This is a genomic window from Novosphingobium sp., assembly GCF_036803765.1.
Taxonomy (GTDB): Bacteria; Pseudomonadota; Alphaproteobacteria; order Sphingomonadales; family Sphingomonadaceae; genus Novosphingobium.
This window is the reverse complement of sequence record NZ_DAIRTS010000007.1, coordinates 72,809-89,092: the sequence shown is the minus strand read 5'-3', so window position 1 is coordinate 89,092 and position 16,284 is coordinate 72,809. Positions and strand designations below refer to the sequence as shown.

The window sequence follows — 16,284 nt, the reverse complement described above, 5'->3', positions numbered from 1 at the left end:
AACCCGCGATGGCCCGTCCGATGGTTAACGACTGTCTTTTTTCGATACGGCGCCATGCGGCGAAGTTAGGACGCCAATCGTTAACAAGGTGTATGCAGTTCAGCCCTCGGTCAGCGCGGCGATGAGCGCCTTGACCTTTTTCTGGCGCCACTGCGGCAGCGGGGCCACGAGCCAGTAGCCGCGGCGTCCGCTCTCGATCTCGCCCAGCGCAATGACGCGCCCGGTGCCGAGTGCATACTCCGCCAGCTGATAGGGTACGCGCGCCTTGCCGAGGCCCGCGGCGGCAGCGCTGATCGCCGTGCCGGCATCGCCGACCGAGAACGCAACGTCGCGCCCCTCGCCGGCAGGCGTGGGATCGCCGGGCCAGCCGATCCAGGCGCCCTCCTCGTTGCTGCGCTCGCCGGCATCGGCAAAACCGGGCGCGGCAACGACGACGGTCTGTGGCGCCCCAAGCGGTATGCCCTCAAGCTCGCCCGGCCCTTCGGCCCAGCGCACTGCCAGATCGAGGTTGGCTTCGGTAAAGTCGATGTCGCCGTCGCCGCCGACCAGCGAGAAGCGTAGTGCAGGATTCTCGGCGCGGAACGCGGCGAGGCGCTGGCTGAACCAGGCGGCGAAGAAGTCGCGAGGACAGGCGATGGTGTAGACGTGGCTCGACTGGCCGGCCTGCATCGCCTGCACGCCTTCCTCGAAGCGCAGGAAGCCTTCGCGGATGGCATCGAGGCCCGATGCAGCCTCGTCGGTCAGTTCGAGGCCCTTGGAGGTACGGCGGAACAGGACGACCCCGAGCAGATCTTCCAGCGCCCTGATCTGCTGGCCGACCGCTGCCGGCGTCACCGCGAGTTCGTCGGCCGCGCGGGTGAACGAGAGGTGGCGCGCCGCGGCATCGAGCACGCGCAATCCGTTAAGCGGGAGATGGGTCCGCTTCATGTCGTTGATAATACCCCTGCTCTGCCCACGACTCGTGTGGTCAGGTTGCCGTAGCAGGCGCGGCCAGGGGAAAGAAGGGGATCGCCACGTCGACAAGGGCGCCATCGTCGGCGCGCATGGCATAGTGCCCTTCCATGCTGCCCGTCGGCGTGCCGAGCGGGCAACCCGACACATAATCGTGCGACTGGCCGGGGGCGAGCCGCGGCTGTTCGCCGACAACGCCTTCGCCGTCGACGAAGCTGACATGGCCGTTGCCATCGGTGATGCGCCAGTGCCGCGTCACGAGTTGCAGCGGCTGGTCGGAGCCGTTCTCGATACGGATGTGATAGACCCAGAACCACTTTCCGGCGGCCACGCGGGACTGCTCGGGCAGATAGCTGACCGCGACGCGGACAGTGACCCCATGCGTGATCGCGGCGTGGTGGAAAAGCTGCTTCATCCCCATCAGAATAACCCAAGCGGCCGCTGGTTCCAATGACCGAAATGGCGCTTGCCCGTGCGTGCGGGGCGCGGCACAGCATCGCGGATGCCAGGACACACCCCGCCATTGCCCGACAGTTCCCCGGATGGCGGCGCGGGGACAGCCCCCTCTCACGACGCGACCCCCGACATCGTCTGCGCCGTCCTGCCCCATGGGGAACATGGCGCAGTGGTGCGATTCCTGACGGCGGCACAGGGACTGGTCGCTGCCTATGTCGGCGGCGCGCGCGGGCGCACACTGCGCCCCGTGCTCATCCCCGGCAACCTCGTCGCCGCCGAAATCCTCCAGCGCGGCGATGGCCGCCTGCCCGGCGCGCGGGTCGAACTCGTCGCGAGCCGGGGTCCGTGGCTGGGCGAGCCGCTGGCCAGCGCCGGGATCGCCTGGGCTTGTGCGCTGACCGCCGCCGCCCTGCCCGAGGGCCTGCCGGCCGCCGGATTGCACCAGGCGCTGGCTGCGCTGCTCGATGCGATCTGCTTGGCCCCCTCGGCGCGCGGTTGGGCGCGCGCGCTGGCCGGGTACGAGGCGCTGCTGCTGCGCGAGGCCGGCGCGGGCCTGGCGCCCGCGCCGCCTGCCGACGAGGATTGGGCGCAATTGCTGGCCCGCCTCGACCGGCAGGGCGCGGGCATCGCCACCCACCTGCTTGCCGAACGGCGGCGCGATGTTATGGCGGCCCGCACGATTCTGCTCGACAGGCTCAAGCGGATCGGAACCGGATAGCAAGAGGAACGGCCATGAAGATTGCGGTTTTGCCAGGCGACGGCATCGGCCCCGAAGTGACGCGCGAAGCGGTCCGCGTGATCGAGGCTCTCGATCTTGGCATCGGCATGGCCGAAGGGCTCGTCGGCGGCGTGGCTTACAAGACCACCGGCCATCCGCTTCCACCCGAGACGCTGGCGCTGGCCAACGAGTCCGACGCGATCCTGTTCGGCGCAGTGGGCGACCCCGACTGCGACGCCCTCGAACGCCACCTGCGCCCCGAACAGGCGATCCTGGGCCTGCGCAAGGCGTTGACCCTGTTTGCCAACCTGCGCCCCGCCAAGGTCTTCGCCGGGCTCGAGAACCATTCCGCGCTGCGCCCCGAAGTGGCCGGCGCGATCGACCTCTTGATCGTGCGCGAATTGAACGGCGACGTCTATTTCGGCGAGAAGGGCTTCCGCAAGACCGCCACCGGCGAGCGCGAGGGCTATGACATCATGTCCTACAGCGAAAGCGAAGTGCGCCGCATCGCGCATGTCGCGTTCCGCGCGGCGATGGGCCGGGGCAAGCGCCTGTGCTCGGTCGACAAGGCCAACGTGCTGGAAACCTCGCAGCTGTGGCGCGACGTGATCGTCGAGGTCGCCAAGGACTACCCCGAGGTCGCGCTCGAGCACATGTACGTCGACAATGCGGCGATGCAGCTGGTGCGCGCGCCGGGCAAGTTCGACGTCGTCGTCACCGGCAACCTGTTCGGCGACATCCTCTCGGACCAGGCGAGCATGTGCGTGGGCTCGATCGGCCTGCTCGCCTCGGCCTCGCTGGGCGAGCGGCAGACCGACTTCGGCACCTTCGGCCTTTACGAGCCGATCCACGGCTCGGCGCCCGACATCGCCGGCCAGGGCCTCGCCAATCCGATGGCGACGATCCTGTCGGCGGCGATGCTGCTGCGCCATTCGCTCGGTCTTGCCGATGCGGCCGACCGGATCGAGCGCGCGGTGGCGGCGACGCTGGCCGATGGCGTGCTCGGCCGCGACCTTGGCGGCCATGCCGGGACAGCGGAAATTGGTGACGCGGTGCTCGCAAAGCTGTAAGCGCCCGCGCCATGTTGCAACTTGCTGTCATTCTGCCGACCTACAACGAAAGCCGGAACATCGCCTCGATGGTGGACCGGCTGGACAAGGCGCTGACCGGGATCGCCTGGGAGGCGATCTTCGTCGACGACAACAGCCCCGACGGCACCGCCGAAGTGGCGCGCGGGATCGGGCGCACCGATCCGCGCATCCGCGTGATCGAGCGGATCGGCCGGCGCGGCCTTGCCTCCGCCGCGATCGAGGGCATGTGCGCGACCGCCGCGCCGATCGTCGCGGTGATGGACAGCGACCACCAGCACGACCCGGCGCTGCTGCCGCAGATGCTGGCCGCGATCACCAGCGGCGAATGCGACGTGGCCTATGCCTCGCGCTTCGCCGAAGGCGCCAGCACCGAGGCCTGGGGCCGCCCCGACCGCGTCAAGGCCTCGGGCCTGGCCAATGCCATCGCGCGCAAGGTCACGGGCGTCCAGCTGACCGACCCGATGAGCGGCTTCTTCATGCTGCCCGCCACCGTGCTGCGTGCCGACGCGCACCGGCTTTCGGGCGTCGGCTTCAAGATCCTGCTCGACATTCTCGCCACCGTTGACGCGCCGCTGCGGGTCAAGGAATTTCCCCTGCACTTCGCCGCGCGGGCGGAAGGCGAATCGAAACTGGACCGGACCGTCGTGTTTGAATTTCTCATCGGCCTTTACGACAAGTGGCTGGGCCGCATCATCCCCACGCGCTTTGCTCTGTTCGGCACCGTCGGCGCGCTGGGCGCGGTGGTCCACCTCGGTGTGCTCTGGCTGGTGCTCAAGCTGTTCGGCGCCGAATTCCTGCTGAGCCACTACCCCAAGGAAGCGGCCTTCATCATCGGCCAGACCATCGCAGCGCTGACCGCGATGACCTTCAACTTCGTGCTCAACAACGAACTGACCTATGCCGACAAGCGCCTGCGCGGCTTCGTGCCGCTGATGCGCGGCTGGCTCAAGTTCGCAGCGACCTGCGCCTTCGGCATGCTCGCCAATATCGGCGTTTCGACCGCGCTGGTTCGCGTCGGCTTCCACGCGATCTCCGCCGCGCTGATCGGCATCGTGCTGGCGTCAGTGTGGAATTTCGCGCTGTCGAGCAAGTTCGTCTGGGGCAAGTACGGCTGATCCGGCCGCGCGCCGGCAGGCGTTGCGCTTGCCGGCATGGCCCTTCGACAGGCTCAGGGCGAACGGGGTGCGGATGGGTACGCCCCCTCCCCCTGACCCCGTTCGTCCTGAGCCTGTCGAAGGACGCCTGCGCCGACCACAGCGCTCAAGCCGTCACTTCCACACCGGCATCCAGTTGTAGAGCTTGTACGACTTCACCCCCGCCAGCGGCAACGCAGCGAGGATCGGGAAGAAGTAGGCGAAGAAGCCCAGCGCCAGTACCACCGACACCCCCGCCGGCCAGCGCAGGCCGCGGCGCCAGAGCTGTGCCAGCACGATCGCCAGCGCGGCGTCGAGGAACACGGCGGCCAGCTGGTAGTGGTAATAGAACTGCACCGGCTTGCCGTTGAGCGCCCAGAAGAACAGCGAGCCGGCGTAGCACAGCGCGGCCGTGCCCCCTATGCGGGCCAGCGCGTCCTGCCCGGTCGGCGCCCAGCGGCGGACGGCGGGCGACAGCCGGGGCCGCCAGCGCAGCACCGCCAGCACGCCGTCGATCGCGGCCCACAGCAGCGCCGGAAGGCCGGCCCACATCGTATAGGGGTTGCCGAGCATCAGCACCCCGCGCTGCGCGCCGTCCCACTTTTCGTAAAAGAACCAGATCGAGCGCGCGTTGAACATCCACTGGTACCAGCGGCTCATGTAGCGGTGCGGCTTGACCACGCTGTCCTGCAGCTTGAGCATGGTGAACTGCCAGTCCACCAGATGCCACGGGCTGATCGCGCCGACGCGGTAGAACATCGCGGGGATGAAGGTGGCGAAGTAGACCAGCACCGGCAGCACGCCGAGCCACAGGAAGCCCTCGGCCAGGCTGACCCCGCGCACCACGCCGCCGCGCGTTCCGAACGGTAGCGTCAACCAGCGGCCACGACTGGCCTTGATCCGCGTCCACGCGAACCACAGGCCGGGCAGCACCATGAGCGGCGCACCGTTCCACTTGCCACCCAGCGACAGGCCCATGAACGCGCCCGCCAGGATCAGGTGCACGCGCCGCCCTTTGCGCGCCGCCAGGGCCCACTGCCAGAATGCGAGCGCGAGCGAGGCGGCCATCGCCATGTCGAGGATCGCAATGCGGCACAGCACGAACCAGATGAAGTTGGTGGCGAGGAACACGCCGAACAGCACCGTACCCACGCGCGACAGGCTGGCCCACCAGAACGCACGGATCGCGCCGAACAGGCCGATCACACCGTAAAGCGCGGTGAAGAATCGCCAGCCGAAGGGATTGTCGCCCAGCGTCATCATGCCCAGCGCGATCAGCTCCTTGCCAAGTAGCGGATGCTCGGGATTGAGCCGGGTGGACAGTTCCACCAGGTGCCGCGCAGCGGGCAGGTAATGCACCTCGTCGAACATGATCTTGGACGGCGTGCCCAGCCGCCAGAACACCAGCGCGGCAAAGGCCAGCACGATCGCGGCAACCTGCCAGCGGGGATCGGTTTCGGCGCGGCGTGGCAGCGGGGAGGACATGCTCATCGGCCCGGGCGATACGCCACAAGACGGCTTGCGTGCAACACCATGGGACAGGGCATCGACCACGCTTCCATGGGGTTGTTACGCTTGCATGGCTGGCTGGCCGAAACTAAGGCTGCGACCATGAAGCGCACCACCGGACAAGACCGCTCGATCACCAGACACTGGCGCCCCGCCACCCAGGCCGTTCGCGGCGGCACATGGCGTTCGGAAATGGGCGAGACGTCCGAGGCGCTGTTCCTGACCTCGGGCTATACTTACGACGACGCGGCGACGCCCGCGGCCCGCTTTGCCGGCGAGGCCGAGGGCATGACCTACTCGCGCCTGCAGAACCCGACCGTGGCCATGCTGGAAGAGCGCATCGCCCTGCTCGAGGGGGCCGAAGCCTGCCGCGCACAGGCCAGCGGGATGGCGGCGATGACCACGGCGCTGCTGTGCCAGCTTTCGGCCGGCGATCACATCGTCGCGGCCAAGGCGGCGTTCGGCTCGTGCCGCTGGCTGGTCGAGAACCTGCTGCCGCGCTTCGGCATCGAGGGCACGCTGATCGAGGCGTCGGACAATGCCGCCTGGGAAGCCGCCATCCGCCCCAACACCAAGGTGTTCTTCTTCGAGACGCCTGCCAATCCCACGCTCGGACTGGTCGACATGGCCTATGTCTGTGGGCTGGCGAAGGCGCACGGCATCACCACCGTCGTGGACAATGCCTTTGCCACCAACGCGCTGCAGCGGCCGATGGAATTCGGTGCCGACGTCGTCGCCTATTCGGCCACCAAGATGATGGACGGCCAGGGCCGTGTCCTTGCAGGTGCGGTCTGCGCCAGCCAGGACTTCATGGACAACGTGCTGATGCCGTTCCAGCGCAACACCGGCCCGAACATCGCGCCGTTCAACGCCTGGGTCGTGCTCAAGGGCTTGGAAACGCTCGACCTGCGCATCATGCGCCAGAGCGAGAACGCACAGAAGGTCGCCGAATTCGTCGAGGGCCGGGTGCCGACGATCCTCTACCCCGGCCTTCCTAGCCACCCGCAGCACGCACTGGCCCAGCGCCAGATGCGCACCGGCGGGACGATCTTCTCGATCGTCCTCGACGGCGGCCGCGCACAGGCGCACGGGCTGCTCGACGCGCTCAAGCTGATCGACATCTCGAACAACATCGGCGACTCGCGTTCGCTGATGTGCCACCCCGCCACGACCACGCACCACGGCGTCGGCCCCCAAGGCCGCGCCGACATGGGCGTGGGCGAGGGCATGCTGCGGCTCAACATCGGGCTCGAGGATGCCGACGACCTGATCGAGGACCTCGACCAGGCGCTGAAGGCCATCGGGCTCTGATCTGCCGGACCATCACCCTATCCTGGCAAGCGCTTCGTGTTTCACGTCTTTCGGGTGTTTGCGCCCCGGCGTTGATCGTCTAGAACGATGACCAGTGGGGACCCGGACAGGAGCGCAACCTTGCTGGCGGAAGCCCACCTTTCGGCCATCGTACAGTCGTCGGACGATGCCATCATCAGCAAGACCCTGGATGGCATCGTCCAGAGCTGGAACCCGAGTGCATCGCGCATCTTCGGCTTCACCGCCGAGGAGATGATCGGGCAGTCGATCCGCAAGCTCATCCCGTGCGACCGCCAGGCCGAGGAGGACGACATCCTCGCGCGGATCGCGCGCGGCGAACGCGTGCGCAGCTTCGAGACCGTCCGGCAGCGCAAGGACGGCAGCACGCTTGACGTCTCGCTGACCGTATCGCCGATCCTCGACGCCGATGGCCGCGTAATCGGCGCCAGCAAGATCGCGCGTGACGTCAGCGAGCGGCATCGCGCCGAGGCGGCCATCGCCGAGCGCGAGCATCAGTTCCGCATGCTGGCGGATAACATCTCGCAGCTCGCCTGGGTCGCAAACCGCGAAGGCCGGCTGCTCTGGTGCAACCAACGCTGGTACGACTATACCGGACAGACGGAGGGCGCAGCCCTGGGCTGGGGCTGGGCCGATGTCCACCACGCCGACCACGTCGATCGCGTGCGCGCAAAGTTCTTCGCCGACTTGGCCGCAGGGCGCGAATGGGAGGACACCTTCCCCTTGCGCGGCCGCGATGGCAGCTTCCGCTGGTTCCTGTCGCGCGCCAAGCCGATCATCGGCAGCGACGGCGTGGTGCAGAGCTGGTTCGGCACAAACACCGACGTCACTGAGCTGCTCGAGAAGGAAGAGCAGATTCGCGTGCTGCTGATGGAGGTCAATCACCGCTCCAAGAACATGCTCGCGGTGGTCCAGGCGCTGGCGCGCCGGTCGGGCGGTGGCGACGCCGATTTCCTGCGGCGCTTTGAATATCGCCTAGGCAGCCTGTCCGCCAACCAGGACCTGCTGGTGCGGCGCGGCTGGTCGAATATTCCGGTTGGCGAACTGGTCGACGCGCAGCTGGCGATCCTCGACCAGAACAGCCGGGTGCTGGTGGAGACCTGTGGCCCGCTCGTGCCGCTGTCGCCGCGCACCGCCGAAGTGATCGGCATGGCGCTGCACGAGTTGACCACCAATGCGCTCAAGTACGGCGCACTGTCGCGCCCAGGCGGGAAAGTCTGGCTTTATTGGGAAGAAGACGAGAGCCAGTTCCGCATCACCTGGCGCGAACAGGGCGGCCCACGCGTGACCCCGCCAGCCGCGTCGGGCTTCGGCACGACGCTCATCAATCATATCCCGGCGCGCAGCCTCAAGGCCGACGTCACGCTGGACTATGCGCCCGATGGCCTCACGTGGTCGCTGGCCTGCGACGCGACGCTGGCGCGCACGCTGGCATCCTAACCGGAGCGGTCAGTCCTCGACGACCTTGAGCAGCCGCCGCTCGAGCGGTGCCAGCACATTGGCAAGCTCGTGGCCGCGCTTGAGCACCTGCCCCGCCTCGCCATAGAGCGCCCACATGCCCTGACGCGCGCGCAACGCCGGGCGCTTCTCTATCCGGGCAGTGGGGCGTTCGGCGGTGCGGCGAAAGACGGAGAAGTTGGCAGCTTCGCGCCCGAAATCCATCGCGTAGTCGCGCCACTGCCCGGCTGCGACCATGCGGCCGTAAAGGTCGAGAATGCGCAGCAATTCGAGGCGGTCGAACGCGACCTGCGGCACCGTGCGCGCCGAGGCGATCGGCACGACATTGCCGAGCAGGGAGTCGCTGCCGGGGCCGCTCAGCGCAGCCTCTCTGTCAGGGTAGAGGGGATGACGCTAACCATCATCCGCGTGCCGCCAGCTTCTCGCGCGGGGCGGCCTCGGCGTCGAGTTCGGCAAGCGCATCGCGGACCAGCGGCATCGTCACCGCCGACTTGCGCTCGAGGCTGAGACGGTCGATCGTCGCCACGAACTGCTCGGCCGCAACATGGCTACGCTCGATCCGCGGCAGGACGAAGGCCATGGCCGCATCGCCGATCGCCAGCCCGCGCCGCCCGGCATGTTCTTCCAGCAGCTGGACCAGCATCTCCTCATCGGGCGCCGGGATCGTCAGGGTCATCGACCCGCCAAGACGCGAGCCCAGATCGGGCAGCTTGACGCGCCAGCCGCCCGGGCCGCGACCGTTGACCAGCAACAGCGGGCGCCCGCTGGCCTGCGTGCGGTTCCACAGGTGGAACACCTCGTCCTCGGGCAGCGCATCGGCGCCATCGACGGCATCGCCCAGGTCCGAGGCTTCGAACCAGCGCGCCAGCAAGCTCTTGCCCGAGCGCGAAGGTCCCGAAAGGATGCAAGTGCGATAGGGCCAGCGGTCGGCGGCCAGCAGGCCATCGATCACCGGCTGCAAGGCGGGACCGACGACGATGTTCTCTGGCCCGTGGACGGGCGACAGCGGAAGGGCAATCTGGCTCATGACACCTCCCATATAGGAAGCGTGAACGCCAAGGGAACAGGCAGGGCGCCGCGCAGGCCATGAAACCGGGGGCTACCCTGTGGATCGTGCCGGCAAAGCGCCGACCTGGACCTGCCCGGCGCGGCTATCGGCGACCCGTCATTTGCGAATCGCCGTCATTGCGAATCGCCGTCATCTACGGATTGAAAGGGCGTTGGCGCCCTTGGTGACCTTCCACCCCTGGGCGCGCAGCGCAGCGGCCAGGGCCTCGAGGTCGCCGGCGTAGGTCACGCGCAGCACCGAGGTACCGCCGATCGCCACGCTCGTCGTGGCCGCACCCTGGACCCCGGACACCGCGCGCAGAGCCCCCAGCCCGGCGTCCAGCGCCGCACCGTCGGGCGTGGCCACCTGCACAGTGTAGGCCGCAGCCGCCGCCGGAGCAGCCGGAGCGGTACCCGGCACGGGCGCCTCGACAGGCGCATCGGGCAGCGTCTGGCGCACCGGTCCCAGCGAATCGAGGATGTCGTTGATCAGCTTGGGATCGAGCTGCGGCGCCATGTTGAGCGAGGGATCGGGGGCGAGCTTACCCTCCTGCAGCGCCTGCGTGTAGATTGCATCGAGCTTGTGGACCGCATCCGCCAGCATCTGCGGCAATTGCTCGTCGCTGGGCGCGGTCAGCTCGAACTGGCCGAGGAAGCGGTTGTCGGGACCATGGCGCGCGGTGAAGGTGCCGTGGATTGGGCCGCCGGGAAACTCACGCGTCAGGCGCGCGATCGGAATGACCGCATCGGCCGCGCCGAACTCGTCGAGCACCAGCCGCCACCAGTTGCGGCTGCGGCGCGTGAGCTGACCTTCGGTCAGCAGCAGCGAATCGGCGCCGCCGCCATTGGGGCGCACGTAGTCGATCGCGCTTTCGCCGGTGTGGAACTCAGCCCAGGCGCGCTGCCACGGCGTGCGCGTCTCGTAGACCGAGGCCACGCCGCCCTCGTAAAGCACGGGAATGATGAGCAATGGCGCCGAACGGGCGATCGCCCCGCGCATGCCGAGATAGCCGCCGGTGCGCGCGCGATCGAACGTCACGCCGAGCCGCGCGATGTAGCGATGCGGGCCGATCTGCTCGTGCTCCACCGTCACCGCCGCGACCATGCCGTCGAGCGTGCCCGGATCGAGCGCAGGCGCGGTCCCGCCACCGAGGCCGTTGCTGGCCCACAGTTTCTGCCAGGCCAACCGCTCCGCCTCGCGCCAACCCTTGGCGCGCGCATCCTCGGCCGAGGTACCGGTCACGTTGACGTCGATCCCGCTCACTTCGAAATCGCCGGTGCTGGCGATCGGCGCGATGCCGCGATCGCCCGCGATCTGCGCCCAGATTGCTGGCCCTGCCAGGGTGCCGAGACCGGCCATGGCGATCCCGCCGCCGAGGAGGGCCAAATGCAGGCGCGTCAGGCGTTTGGGCAGCATTGCACGAAGGACGGCCAAGTGAGCTCCAGTCGAATGGGGCAGCTGGCGATGCGGCTGTGTCAGCCCCAGCCACGAGTGTTGCGCGCTTTTGCCCAAAGGCAAGTGGAAATCCAAGCGGGAAACGGCTAGGCGCTCATCCCATCATGGCCAACGACACCTCCAAGCCGCAGAGCTACTCGTACGAACAGGCAGGCGTGAACATCGCCGCCGGCAACGCTTTGGTGAAGGCCATCGGCCCGCTCGCCAAGGCCACTGCGCGCCCCGGCGCCGATGCCGAACTCGGCGGGTTCGGGGGTTTCTTCGACCTCAAGGCCGCAGGCTACAAGGACCCGCTGCTGGTGGCGGGCAACGACGGCGTCGGCACCAAGGTCAAGCTGGCGATCGACCACGACCGCCATGACCGCATCGGCGAGGATCTCGTCGCGATGTGCGTCAATGACCTGATCGTCCAGGGCGCCGAGCCGCTGTTCTTCCTCGACTATTTCGCCACCGGACGGCTCGATAACGGCGTCGCGGAGCGAGTCGTCGCCAGCATCGCGCAAGGGTGCAAGCTGGCCGGCTGCGCGCTGATCGGTGGCGAGACCGCGGAAATGCCCGGCATGTACGGCGATGGCGACTACGACCTGGCCGGCTTCTGCGTCGGCGCGGTGGAGCGCGGCGAGCAGCTGACCGGCGACAAGGTCGCTGCCGGAAACGTCCTGCTCGGCCTGGCCTCCTCGGGCGTCCATTCCAACGGCTATTCGCTGGTGCGCCGCCTTGCCGCCGACAAGGGCTGGCGGCTCGACCGCCCGGCCCTGTTCGACAACGAGCGCCTGCTGATCGACGTGCTGATCGAGCCGACGCGCATCTACGTGAAGACTCTGCTGCCGTTCATCCGCTCGGGCCGGATCAACGCGCTGGCGCACATCACCGGCGGCGGCCTGCTCGAGAACGTGCCGCGCGTCCTGCCCAAGGGCCTGCACGCGCGGATCGATGCCGATTCGTGGGAGCAGTCGCGCCTGATGGCGTTCCTGCAGGCACAGGGCCACATCGAGCCGGGCGAAATGGCGCGCACCTTCAACTGCGGCATCGGCATGGTGCTGGCGGTCGAGGCCGAGGGCGCCGACGCGCTGGCCGCCGACCTCACCGCCGCGGGCGAGACCGTGTATCGCATCGGCGAGGTGGTCGAGGGCGACAAGGGGTGCACCGTGTTCGGCAGCGCGGAAACCTGGTCGGCACGCGAGCCCTGGGAAGCGGTGCATATCGGTTGAGGGTTGCGGTTTGCCCTGAGCGTATCGAAGGGCCTCACCGAACCTCCAGTCCGTCGAAATCCGCAGCCACCCTCGAGGAACCAGTCCCGTGACCAGAGCAAAAGTCGCCGTGTTCATCTCGGGCAGCGGGACCAACATGGCCGCGCTGCTCTATGCGAGCCGCGCCGAGGATTGCCCTTACGAGATCGTGCTGGTGCTTTCCAACGATCCCGCAGCCAAGGGCCTGGCGCTCGCCGCAGCCGAGGGGATCGCGACCTTTGCCTTGCCGCACAAGGGCATGGCGCGCGCCGATCATGACGCGGCGATGGAAGAGCAGGTTCGCGCCGCCGGCGCACAGTGGATCGCACTGGCGGGCTACATGCGCATCCTGTCGCCCGAGTTCGTCGGGCGCTGGGAGGGCCGCATGGTCAACATCCACCCCTCGCTGCTGCCGCTGTATAAAGGGCTGCACACGCACGAGCGCGCGATCACGGCGGGCGATGCCCATGGCGGCTGCACCGTCCATCTGGTGACCGCCGCGCTCGACGATGGCCCGATCCTGGGGCAGACGCCGGTGGCGATCGTGCCCGGCGACACGGCCGATACGCTGGCCGCGCGCGTCCTGTTCGCCGAGCACCAGCTCTACGCCCGCTGCCTCGCACGGCTGGTCACGCGGGATACCTCGCCCGATTGGCTGACCGAACAGGTGCGCAGCCGCGCCATGGCGCTGCCCGAGGCCGACGAAGTCGCAAGCCACGGCATGGCCTGCTTCGGCATCGCGAAAGGCAAGAAGTTCGCTTACGTCAGTGTCGACCATCATGGCGACGGGCGTACCGCGCTGCTGGTCAAGATCAGCGGCGTGGACGAGCAGGCTCAGCTGATCGAGAACGATCCCGAGCGCTTTTACCGCCCGGCCTATTTCGGCGACGGCTGGATCGCCATCCGCCTCGACCAGGGCACGGTCGACTGGGACGACATCGCCGCCTGGCTGCAACGCAGCTGGGCCGCAGTCGCCCCGCGCCGCCTCGCCGCGATCCTGGAGTTCTGACCCCTATGACCGGCAATCCCATGCGGCCGCTTTATGTGCACGTCGGCATGCAATCGTTTGTCGAGGCGAGTGGCGGCCTGTTCATCGCCGGCTTCCTCGTGGCGCAGGGCTTTTCGCACGCGCTCGCGCTGGCGGCATTCGCGGGAACGCTGCTGGCGCGCTTCGCCTTGCGCGGGCTGGTCTTGCCGCTGGCGCGCCGCGCCGGGCTGCGCAGCGTCGTCATCGCCGGCGTGGTGGTGCGGTGCCTGAGCTTCCTGCTGCTTCCCCTCGTTGCAGGGGCCGGGCCGGCGCTGGCGGCGTTCATCCTCGTCACCGGCCTTGGCAGCGTGCTCTACTGGACCGGGTGGCACAGCCTCGCCTCGGCGCTGGCCGACAGCGAGCGCGGCGGACGGCAGGTGTCGATCCAGCAGGCCACGACCGCCGTCGTCGGCATCGTTGCGCCGCTGGCCGGCGGCCTCCTCCTCGATCGCGCCGGGGCGATGGTCGGCTTCGGGGTCATCGCCGTGATCCAGCTGGCGGCCGTGTTGCCGCTGCTCGCCATGCCCAACCCCGGCATCGCCGCAGACGCCGCGCTTGATCGCCCCACCACGGCGCGCGCGCGGCGGCTCTACCTGTCCGAAGGCTTTCACTCGGGCTGCGCGGTGGTGATCTGGAACCTCGCGCTGTTTGTGACGCTTGGCCAGCACTTCGACGCCTTCGGCGGTGCGATCGCCGTTGCCGGAGTGGCGGCCGCGGCCGGCAGCCTGCTGATCGGCATTCTCATCGACGGCGGCCGACCGCTGCATTCGTTGGCCCTGGCCTATGGCGCGGCGATCGTCGCGCTGCTGGTCAAAGCCGTCGCCTTCGACATGCCGCTCGCCGCGATCGTCGCCACTGCGCTCGGCGCGCTGGTCACGCCGATGGCCGCCACGGCGATGCTGTCGCCGCTCTATGACATGGCCCGCCGCTCGGCCTGCACGCTGCGCTTCAACATGGCGACCGAGGGCGGCTGGGATCTCGGCTGTTCCGCCGCCTGCCTCGCCGCAGCCGCGATGCTTGAATTCGGCGCGGGTTTCCGCGTGCCGATCCTGTGCGGTATCGTCGCCGTTGCCGCGATCTGGCGCATGCTGTTCACCTGGTACGCACGGGCCGGCGCCACGACCTGATACGTTAGGGACGATGTCCGGTATACCGAGACTGGACAAAGCCTTGCGGGGGTGGGACCACCCGGGGCGATGACCGCCTATCACTGGATCGCACTCGCGCTCGGCGCGCTGGCCGAGGCCGTCACCCTGCTGCGCGTGATCCTGCGCCCGCATCGCGATCCTGCCTCGCGCCTTGCCTGGCTGGTGGTCGTTCTCGTGATCCCGGTGCTGGCGATCCCTGCCTATATCCTGTGGGGCGATACGCGGCTGATCCGCCGCCGCCGGCTGCATGGGCAAAGCGTCGAGGCCGCCCTGCCCCGCCCGCCGGTCGATCCGACCGGCAGCGCGATGGTCGCAGCAACGCCGTGGCAGCCGCCATTCGCCTTCGCCACCTCGGTCAACGGTCTGGCGGTCACCGCCGGCAATGCTGCCACCCTCGCCGCGGACAACCGCACCGCCGTCGCCGAAATGGTCGCCGACATTCATCGCGCCTGCGAGAGCGTGCACGTCTGCTTCTACATCTGGCTGGACGACGAGAGCGGCGTCGCGCTGGCCGAAGCGCTGGCGCGGGCTGCACGGCGGGGGGTGGCGGTACGCGTGCTGGCCGACGCGCTCGGCTCGCGCCGCTTCGTGCGCTCGCCGCACTGGCAGGCGATGCGCGAGGCCGGGGTCGACGCGCGCGAGGCGCTGCCGGTGGGCAACCTGCTGTGGACGCTGATCCGCGGTCGCGTGGACCTGCGCAATCACCGCAAGGCGCTCGTCATCGACAACGCCGTGGCCTGGTGCGGCAGCCAGAACGCGGCCGACCCCGAATTTCGCATAAAGCCCCGCTTTGCCCCGTGGGTCGACGCCATGACCCGCTGGGAAGGCCCGGTGGCGCGCCACTGGCAGTTCTTGTTCGCGGCGGACTGGATGGCCGAGGGCGGGGACGACCTGTCGGCCTGGATCGTCGCGCCCCTGCCCCCGCCGCGCGGCGATGTGGTGGCGATCGGCATCGGCACCGGGCCGACGGTGGCCTATGGCGCCATGACCACCTGCTTTGCCGCGCTGATCCACGCTGCGCGCCGCTCGCTGGTGGTGACCACACCCTATTTCGTGCCCGGCGAGCAGGTGCTCTCGGCGCTGGTCGCCGCCGCCCGGCGCGGTGTTGCGGTCACGCTGATCCTGCCCCGCCGCAACGACAGTCGCTTCGTCGGCGCCGCCAGCCGCTCCAGCTATGCCGCCCTGCTCGAGGCCGGCGTCGCCATCCACGAGTATTGCCCGGGGCTGCTCCACGCCAAGACCATGGTCGCCGACGACAGCGCCGGCATTGTCGGCTCGGCCAACCTCGACCGGCGCAGCTTCGAACTGAATTACGAGAACACGATCCTCTTCGCCGACGCGACCCTCGCGCGTGCCGTGGCGGCGCGGCAGAAGGAATGGCTGGCGGACTGCGTGGCGATCACCCCCGAGATGGCGGCCAGGACCCCGCTCGCCAAACGGCTGTGGCGCAACGTGCTGGCGATGATGAGCCCGCTGTTGTGAGGGGGTGACGGGCTGGCGTGGCGCTTGCTCGTCCTTCGACAGGCTCAGGACGAACGGGAGCGTGGGGCACAAACAGGTCGGGCGCGCGTGGCACCACTGCCCCGCGTTCGCCCTGAGCTTGTCGAAGGGCCCCTGTGAGCAAACGACGCGCTTGCCCGTCCTTCGACAGGCTCAGGACGAACGGGAGCGTGGGGTACAAACAGGTCGGGCGCGCGTGGCACCACTGCCCCGCGTTCGCCCTGAGCTTGTC

The 16,284-nt window shown here is 68.7% G+C and carries 15 protein-coding genes; 9 read left to right on the top strand and 6 right to left on the bottom strand.

The features are described from left to right. Positions 1–99 precede the first annotated feature (99 nt). Both V7Q48_RS06555 and apaG read right to left on the bottom strand, forming a co-directional pair. Entirely contained in the window at positions 100–927 is an 828-nt protein-coding gene (locus V7Q48_RS06555; protein WP_333836992.1) for a LysR family transcriptional regulator, read from the bottom strand. A gap of 40 nt (positions 928–967) precedes the next feature. Next, positions 968–1,366 carry a Co2+/Mg2+ efflux protein ApaG gene (gene apaG, locus V7Q48_RS06550; protein ID WP_333836990.1) on the bottom strand — a complete coding sequence of 133 codons (399 nt, stop codon included), beginning with the start codon at positions 1,364–1,366 and terminating at the stop codon, positions 968–970. Between the two features lie 87 nt (positions 1,367–1,453). Between apaG and recO the strand changes: the two genes are divergently transcribed. The 3 genes from recO to V7Q48_RS06535 are packed head-to-tail and all read left to right on the top strand — an operon-like array spanning position 1,454 to position 4,331. Further along, positions 1,454–2,125, top strand: coding sequence for a DNA repair protein RecO (recO, locus tag V7Q48_RS06545; protein WP_333836989.1), 672 nt, complete (start codon positions 1,454–1,456; stop codon positions 2,123–2,125). A 14-nt stretch (positions 2,126–2,139) separates the two neighbouring features. Further along, the gene (leuB, locus tag V7Q48_RS06540) at positions 2,140–3,195 is read left to right on the top strand and encodes a 3-isopropylmalate dehydrogenase (RefSeq protein WP_333836988.1); all 1,056 of its coding nucleotides are present in this window, start codon (positions 2,140–2,142) and stop codon (positions 3,193–3,195) included. Positions 3,196–3,206: 11 nt separating this feature from the next. Beyond that, complete coding sequence (locus V7Q48_RS06535; protein WP_333836986.1) at positions 3,207–4,331, top strand: glycosyltransferase family 2 protein; 1,125 nt, start codon at positions 3,207–3,209, stop codon at positions 4,329–4,331. 153 nt (positions 4,332–4,484) lie between these two features. Here V7Q48_RS06535 and V7Q48_RS06530 read toward each other — a convergent pair whose 3' ends face one another. Then, positions 4,485–5,840, bottom strand: coding sequence for a phospholipid carrier-dependent glycosyltransferase (locus V7Q48_RS06530; protein ID WP_333836985.1), 1,356 nt, complete (start codon positions 5,838–5,840; stop codon positions 4,485–4,487). 120 nt (positions 5,841–5,960) lie between these two features. Here V7Q48_RS06530 and V7Q48_RS06525 point away from each other — a divergent pair, with 120 nt between their 5' ends. After that, positions 5,961–7,169 carry a trans-sulfuration enzyme family protein gene (locus V7Q48_RS06525; protein WP_333836984.1) on the top strand — a complete coding sequence of 403 codons (1,209 nt, stop codon included), beginning with the start codon at positions 5,961–5,963 and terminating at the stop codon, positions 7,167–7,169. 120 nt (positions 7,170–7,289) lie between these two features. Next, positions 7,290–8,627 (top strand): PAS domain S-box protein, encoded by a 1,338-nt coding sequence (locus V7Q48_RS06520; protein ID WP_333836982.1) that lies wholly within the window; start codon positions 7,290–7,292, stop codon positions 8,625–8,627. 9 nt (positions 8,628–8,636) lie between these two features. On the opposite strand, the gene V7Q48_RS06515 is transcribed toward V7Q48_RS06520, so the two are convergent. The 3 genes from V7Q48_RS06515 to V7Q48_RS06505 all read right to left on the bottom strand — a co-directional run bounded on the left by V7Q48_RS06515 (position 8,637) and on the right by V7Q48_RS06505 (position 11,109). Beyond that, positions 8,637–8,966, bottom strand: coding sequence for a DUF2794 domain-containing protein (locus V7Q48_RS06515; protein ID WP_333836980.1), 330 nt, complete (start codon positions 8,964–8,966; stop codon positions 8,637–8,639). A gap of 79 nt (positions 8,967–9,045) precedes the next feature. Further along, positions 9,046–9,672, bottom strand: coding sequence for an HdaA/DnaA family protein (locus V7Q48_RS06510; RefSeq protein ID WP_333836979.1), 627 nt, complete (start codon positions 9,670–9,672; stop codon positions 9,046–9,048). 171 nt (positions 9,673–9,843) lie between these two features. Then, positions 9,844–11,109, bottom strand: coding sequence for a heavy-metal-associated domain-containing protein (locus tag V7Q48_RS06505; RefSeq protein ID WP_333836978.1), 1,266 nt, complete (start codon positions 11,107–11,109; stop codon positions 9,844–9,846). 143 nt (positions 11,110–11,252) lie between these two features. Between V7Q48_RS06505 and purM the strand changes: the two genes are divergently transcribed. From purM to V7Q48_RS06485, 4 genes are all read left to right on the top strand, one after another. Further along, positions 11,253–12,359 (top strand): phosphoribosylformylglycinamidine cyclo-ligase, encoded by a 1,107-nt coding sequence (purM, locus tag V7Q48_RS06500; RefSeq protein WP_333836977.1) that lies wholly within the window; start codon positions 11,253–11,255, stop codon positions 12,357–12,359. An 88-nt stretch (positions 12,360–12,447) separates the two neighbouring features. Then, the gene (gene purN, locus V7Q48_RS06495; protein ID WP_333836976.1) at positions 12,448–13,386 is read left to right on the top strand and encodes a phosphoribosylglycinamide formyltransferase; all 939 of its coding nucleotides are present in this window, start codon (positions 12,448–12,450) and stop codon (positions 13,384–13,386) included. Between the two features lie 47 nt (positions 13,387–13,433). Next, complete coding sequence (locus tag V7Q48_RS06490) at positions 13,434–14,531, top strand: MFS transporter (RefSeq protein ID WP_333836975.1); 1,098 nt, start codon at positions 13,434–13,436, stop codon at positions 14,529–14,531. A 69-nt stretch (positions 14,532–14,600) separates the two neighbouring features. Next, positions 14,601–16,034, top strand: coding sequence for a phospholipase D-like domain-containing protein (locus V7Q48_RS06485; protein ID WP_333836974.1), 1,434 nt, complete (start codon positions 14,601–14,603; stop codon positions 16,032–16,034). Positions 16,035–16,284 lie beyond the last annotated feature (250 nt).

Excerpts from the sequence above, each read along its gene's own strand:
- V7Q48_RS06555 (WP_333836992.1), bottom strand. The coding sequence starts at position 927 with ATGAAGCGGACCCATCTCCCGCTTAACGGATTGCGCGTGCTCGATGCC.
- apaG (WP_333836990.1), bottom strand. The coding sequence starts at position 1,366 with ATGAAGCAGCTTTTCCACCACGCCGCGATCACGCATGGGGTCACTGTC.
- recO (WP_333836989.1), top strand. The coding sequence starts at position 1,454 with ATGCCAGGACACACCCCGCCATTGCCCGACAGTTCCCCGGATGGCGGC.
- leuB (WP_333836988.1), top strand. The coding sequence starts at position 2,140 with ATGAAGATTGCGGTTTTGCCAGGCGACGGCATCGGCCCCGAAGTGACG.
- V7Q48_RS06535 (WP_333836986.1), top strand. The coding sequence starts at position 3,207 with ATGTTGCAACTTGCTGTCATTCTGCCGACCTACAACGAAAGCCGGAAC.
- V7Q48_RS06530 (WP_333836985.1), bottom strand. The coding sequence starts at position 5,840 with ATGAGCATGTCCTCCCCGCTGCCACGCCGCGCCGAAACCGATCCCCGC.
- V7Q48_RS06525 (WP_333836984.1), top strand. The coding sequence starts at position 5,961 with ATGAAGCGCACCACCGGACAAGACCGCTCGATCACCAGACACTGGCGC.
- V7Q48_RS06510 (WP_333836979.1), bottom strand. The coding sequence starts at position 9,672 with ATGAGCCAGATTGCCCTTCCGCTGTCGCCCGTCCACGGGCCAGAGAAC.
- V7Q48_RS06505 (WP_333836978.1), bottom strand. The coding sequence starts at position 11,109 with ATGCTGCCCAAACGCCTGACGCGCCTGCATTTGGCCCTCCTCGGCGGC.
- purM (WP_333836977.1), top strand. The coding sequence starts at position 11,253 with ATGGCCAACGACACCTCCAAGCCGCAGAGCTACTCGTACGAACAGGCA.
- V7Q48_RS06490 (WP_333836975.1), top strand. The coding sequence starts at position 13,434 with ATGCAATCGTTTGTCGAGGCGAGTGGCGGCCTGTTCATCGCCGGCTTC.
- V7Q48_RS06485 (WP_333836974.1), top strand. The coding sequence starts at position 14,601 with ATGACCGCCTATCACTGGATCGCACTCGCGCTCGGCGCGCTGGCCGAG.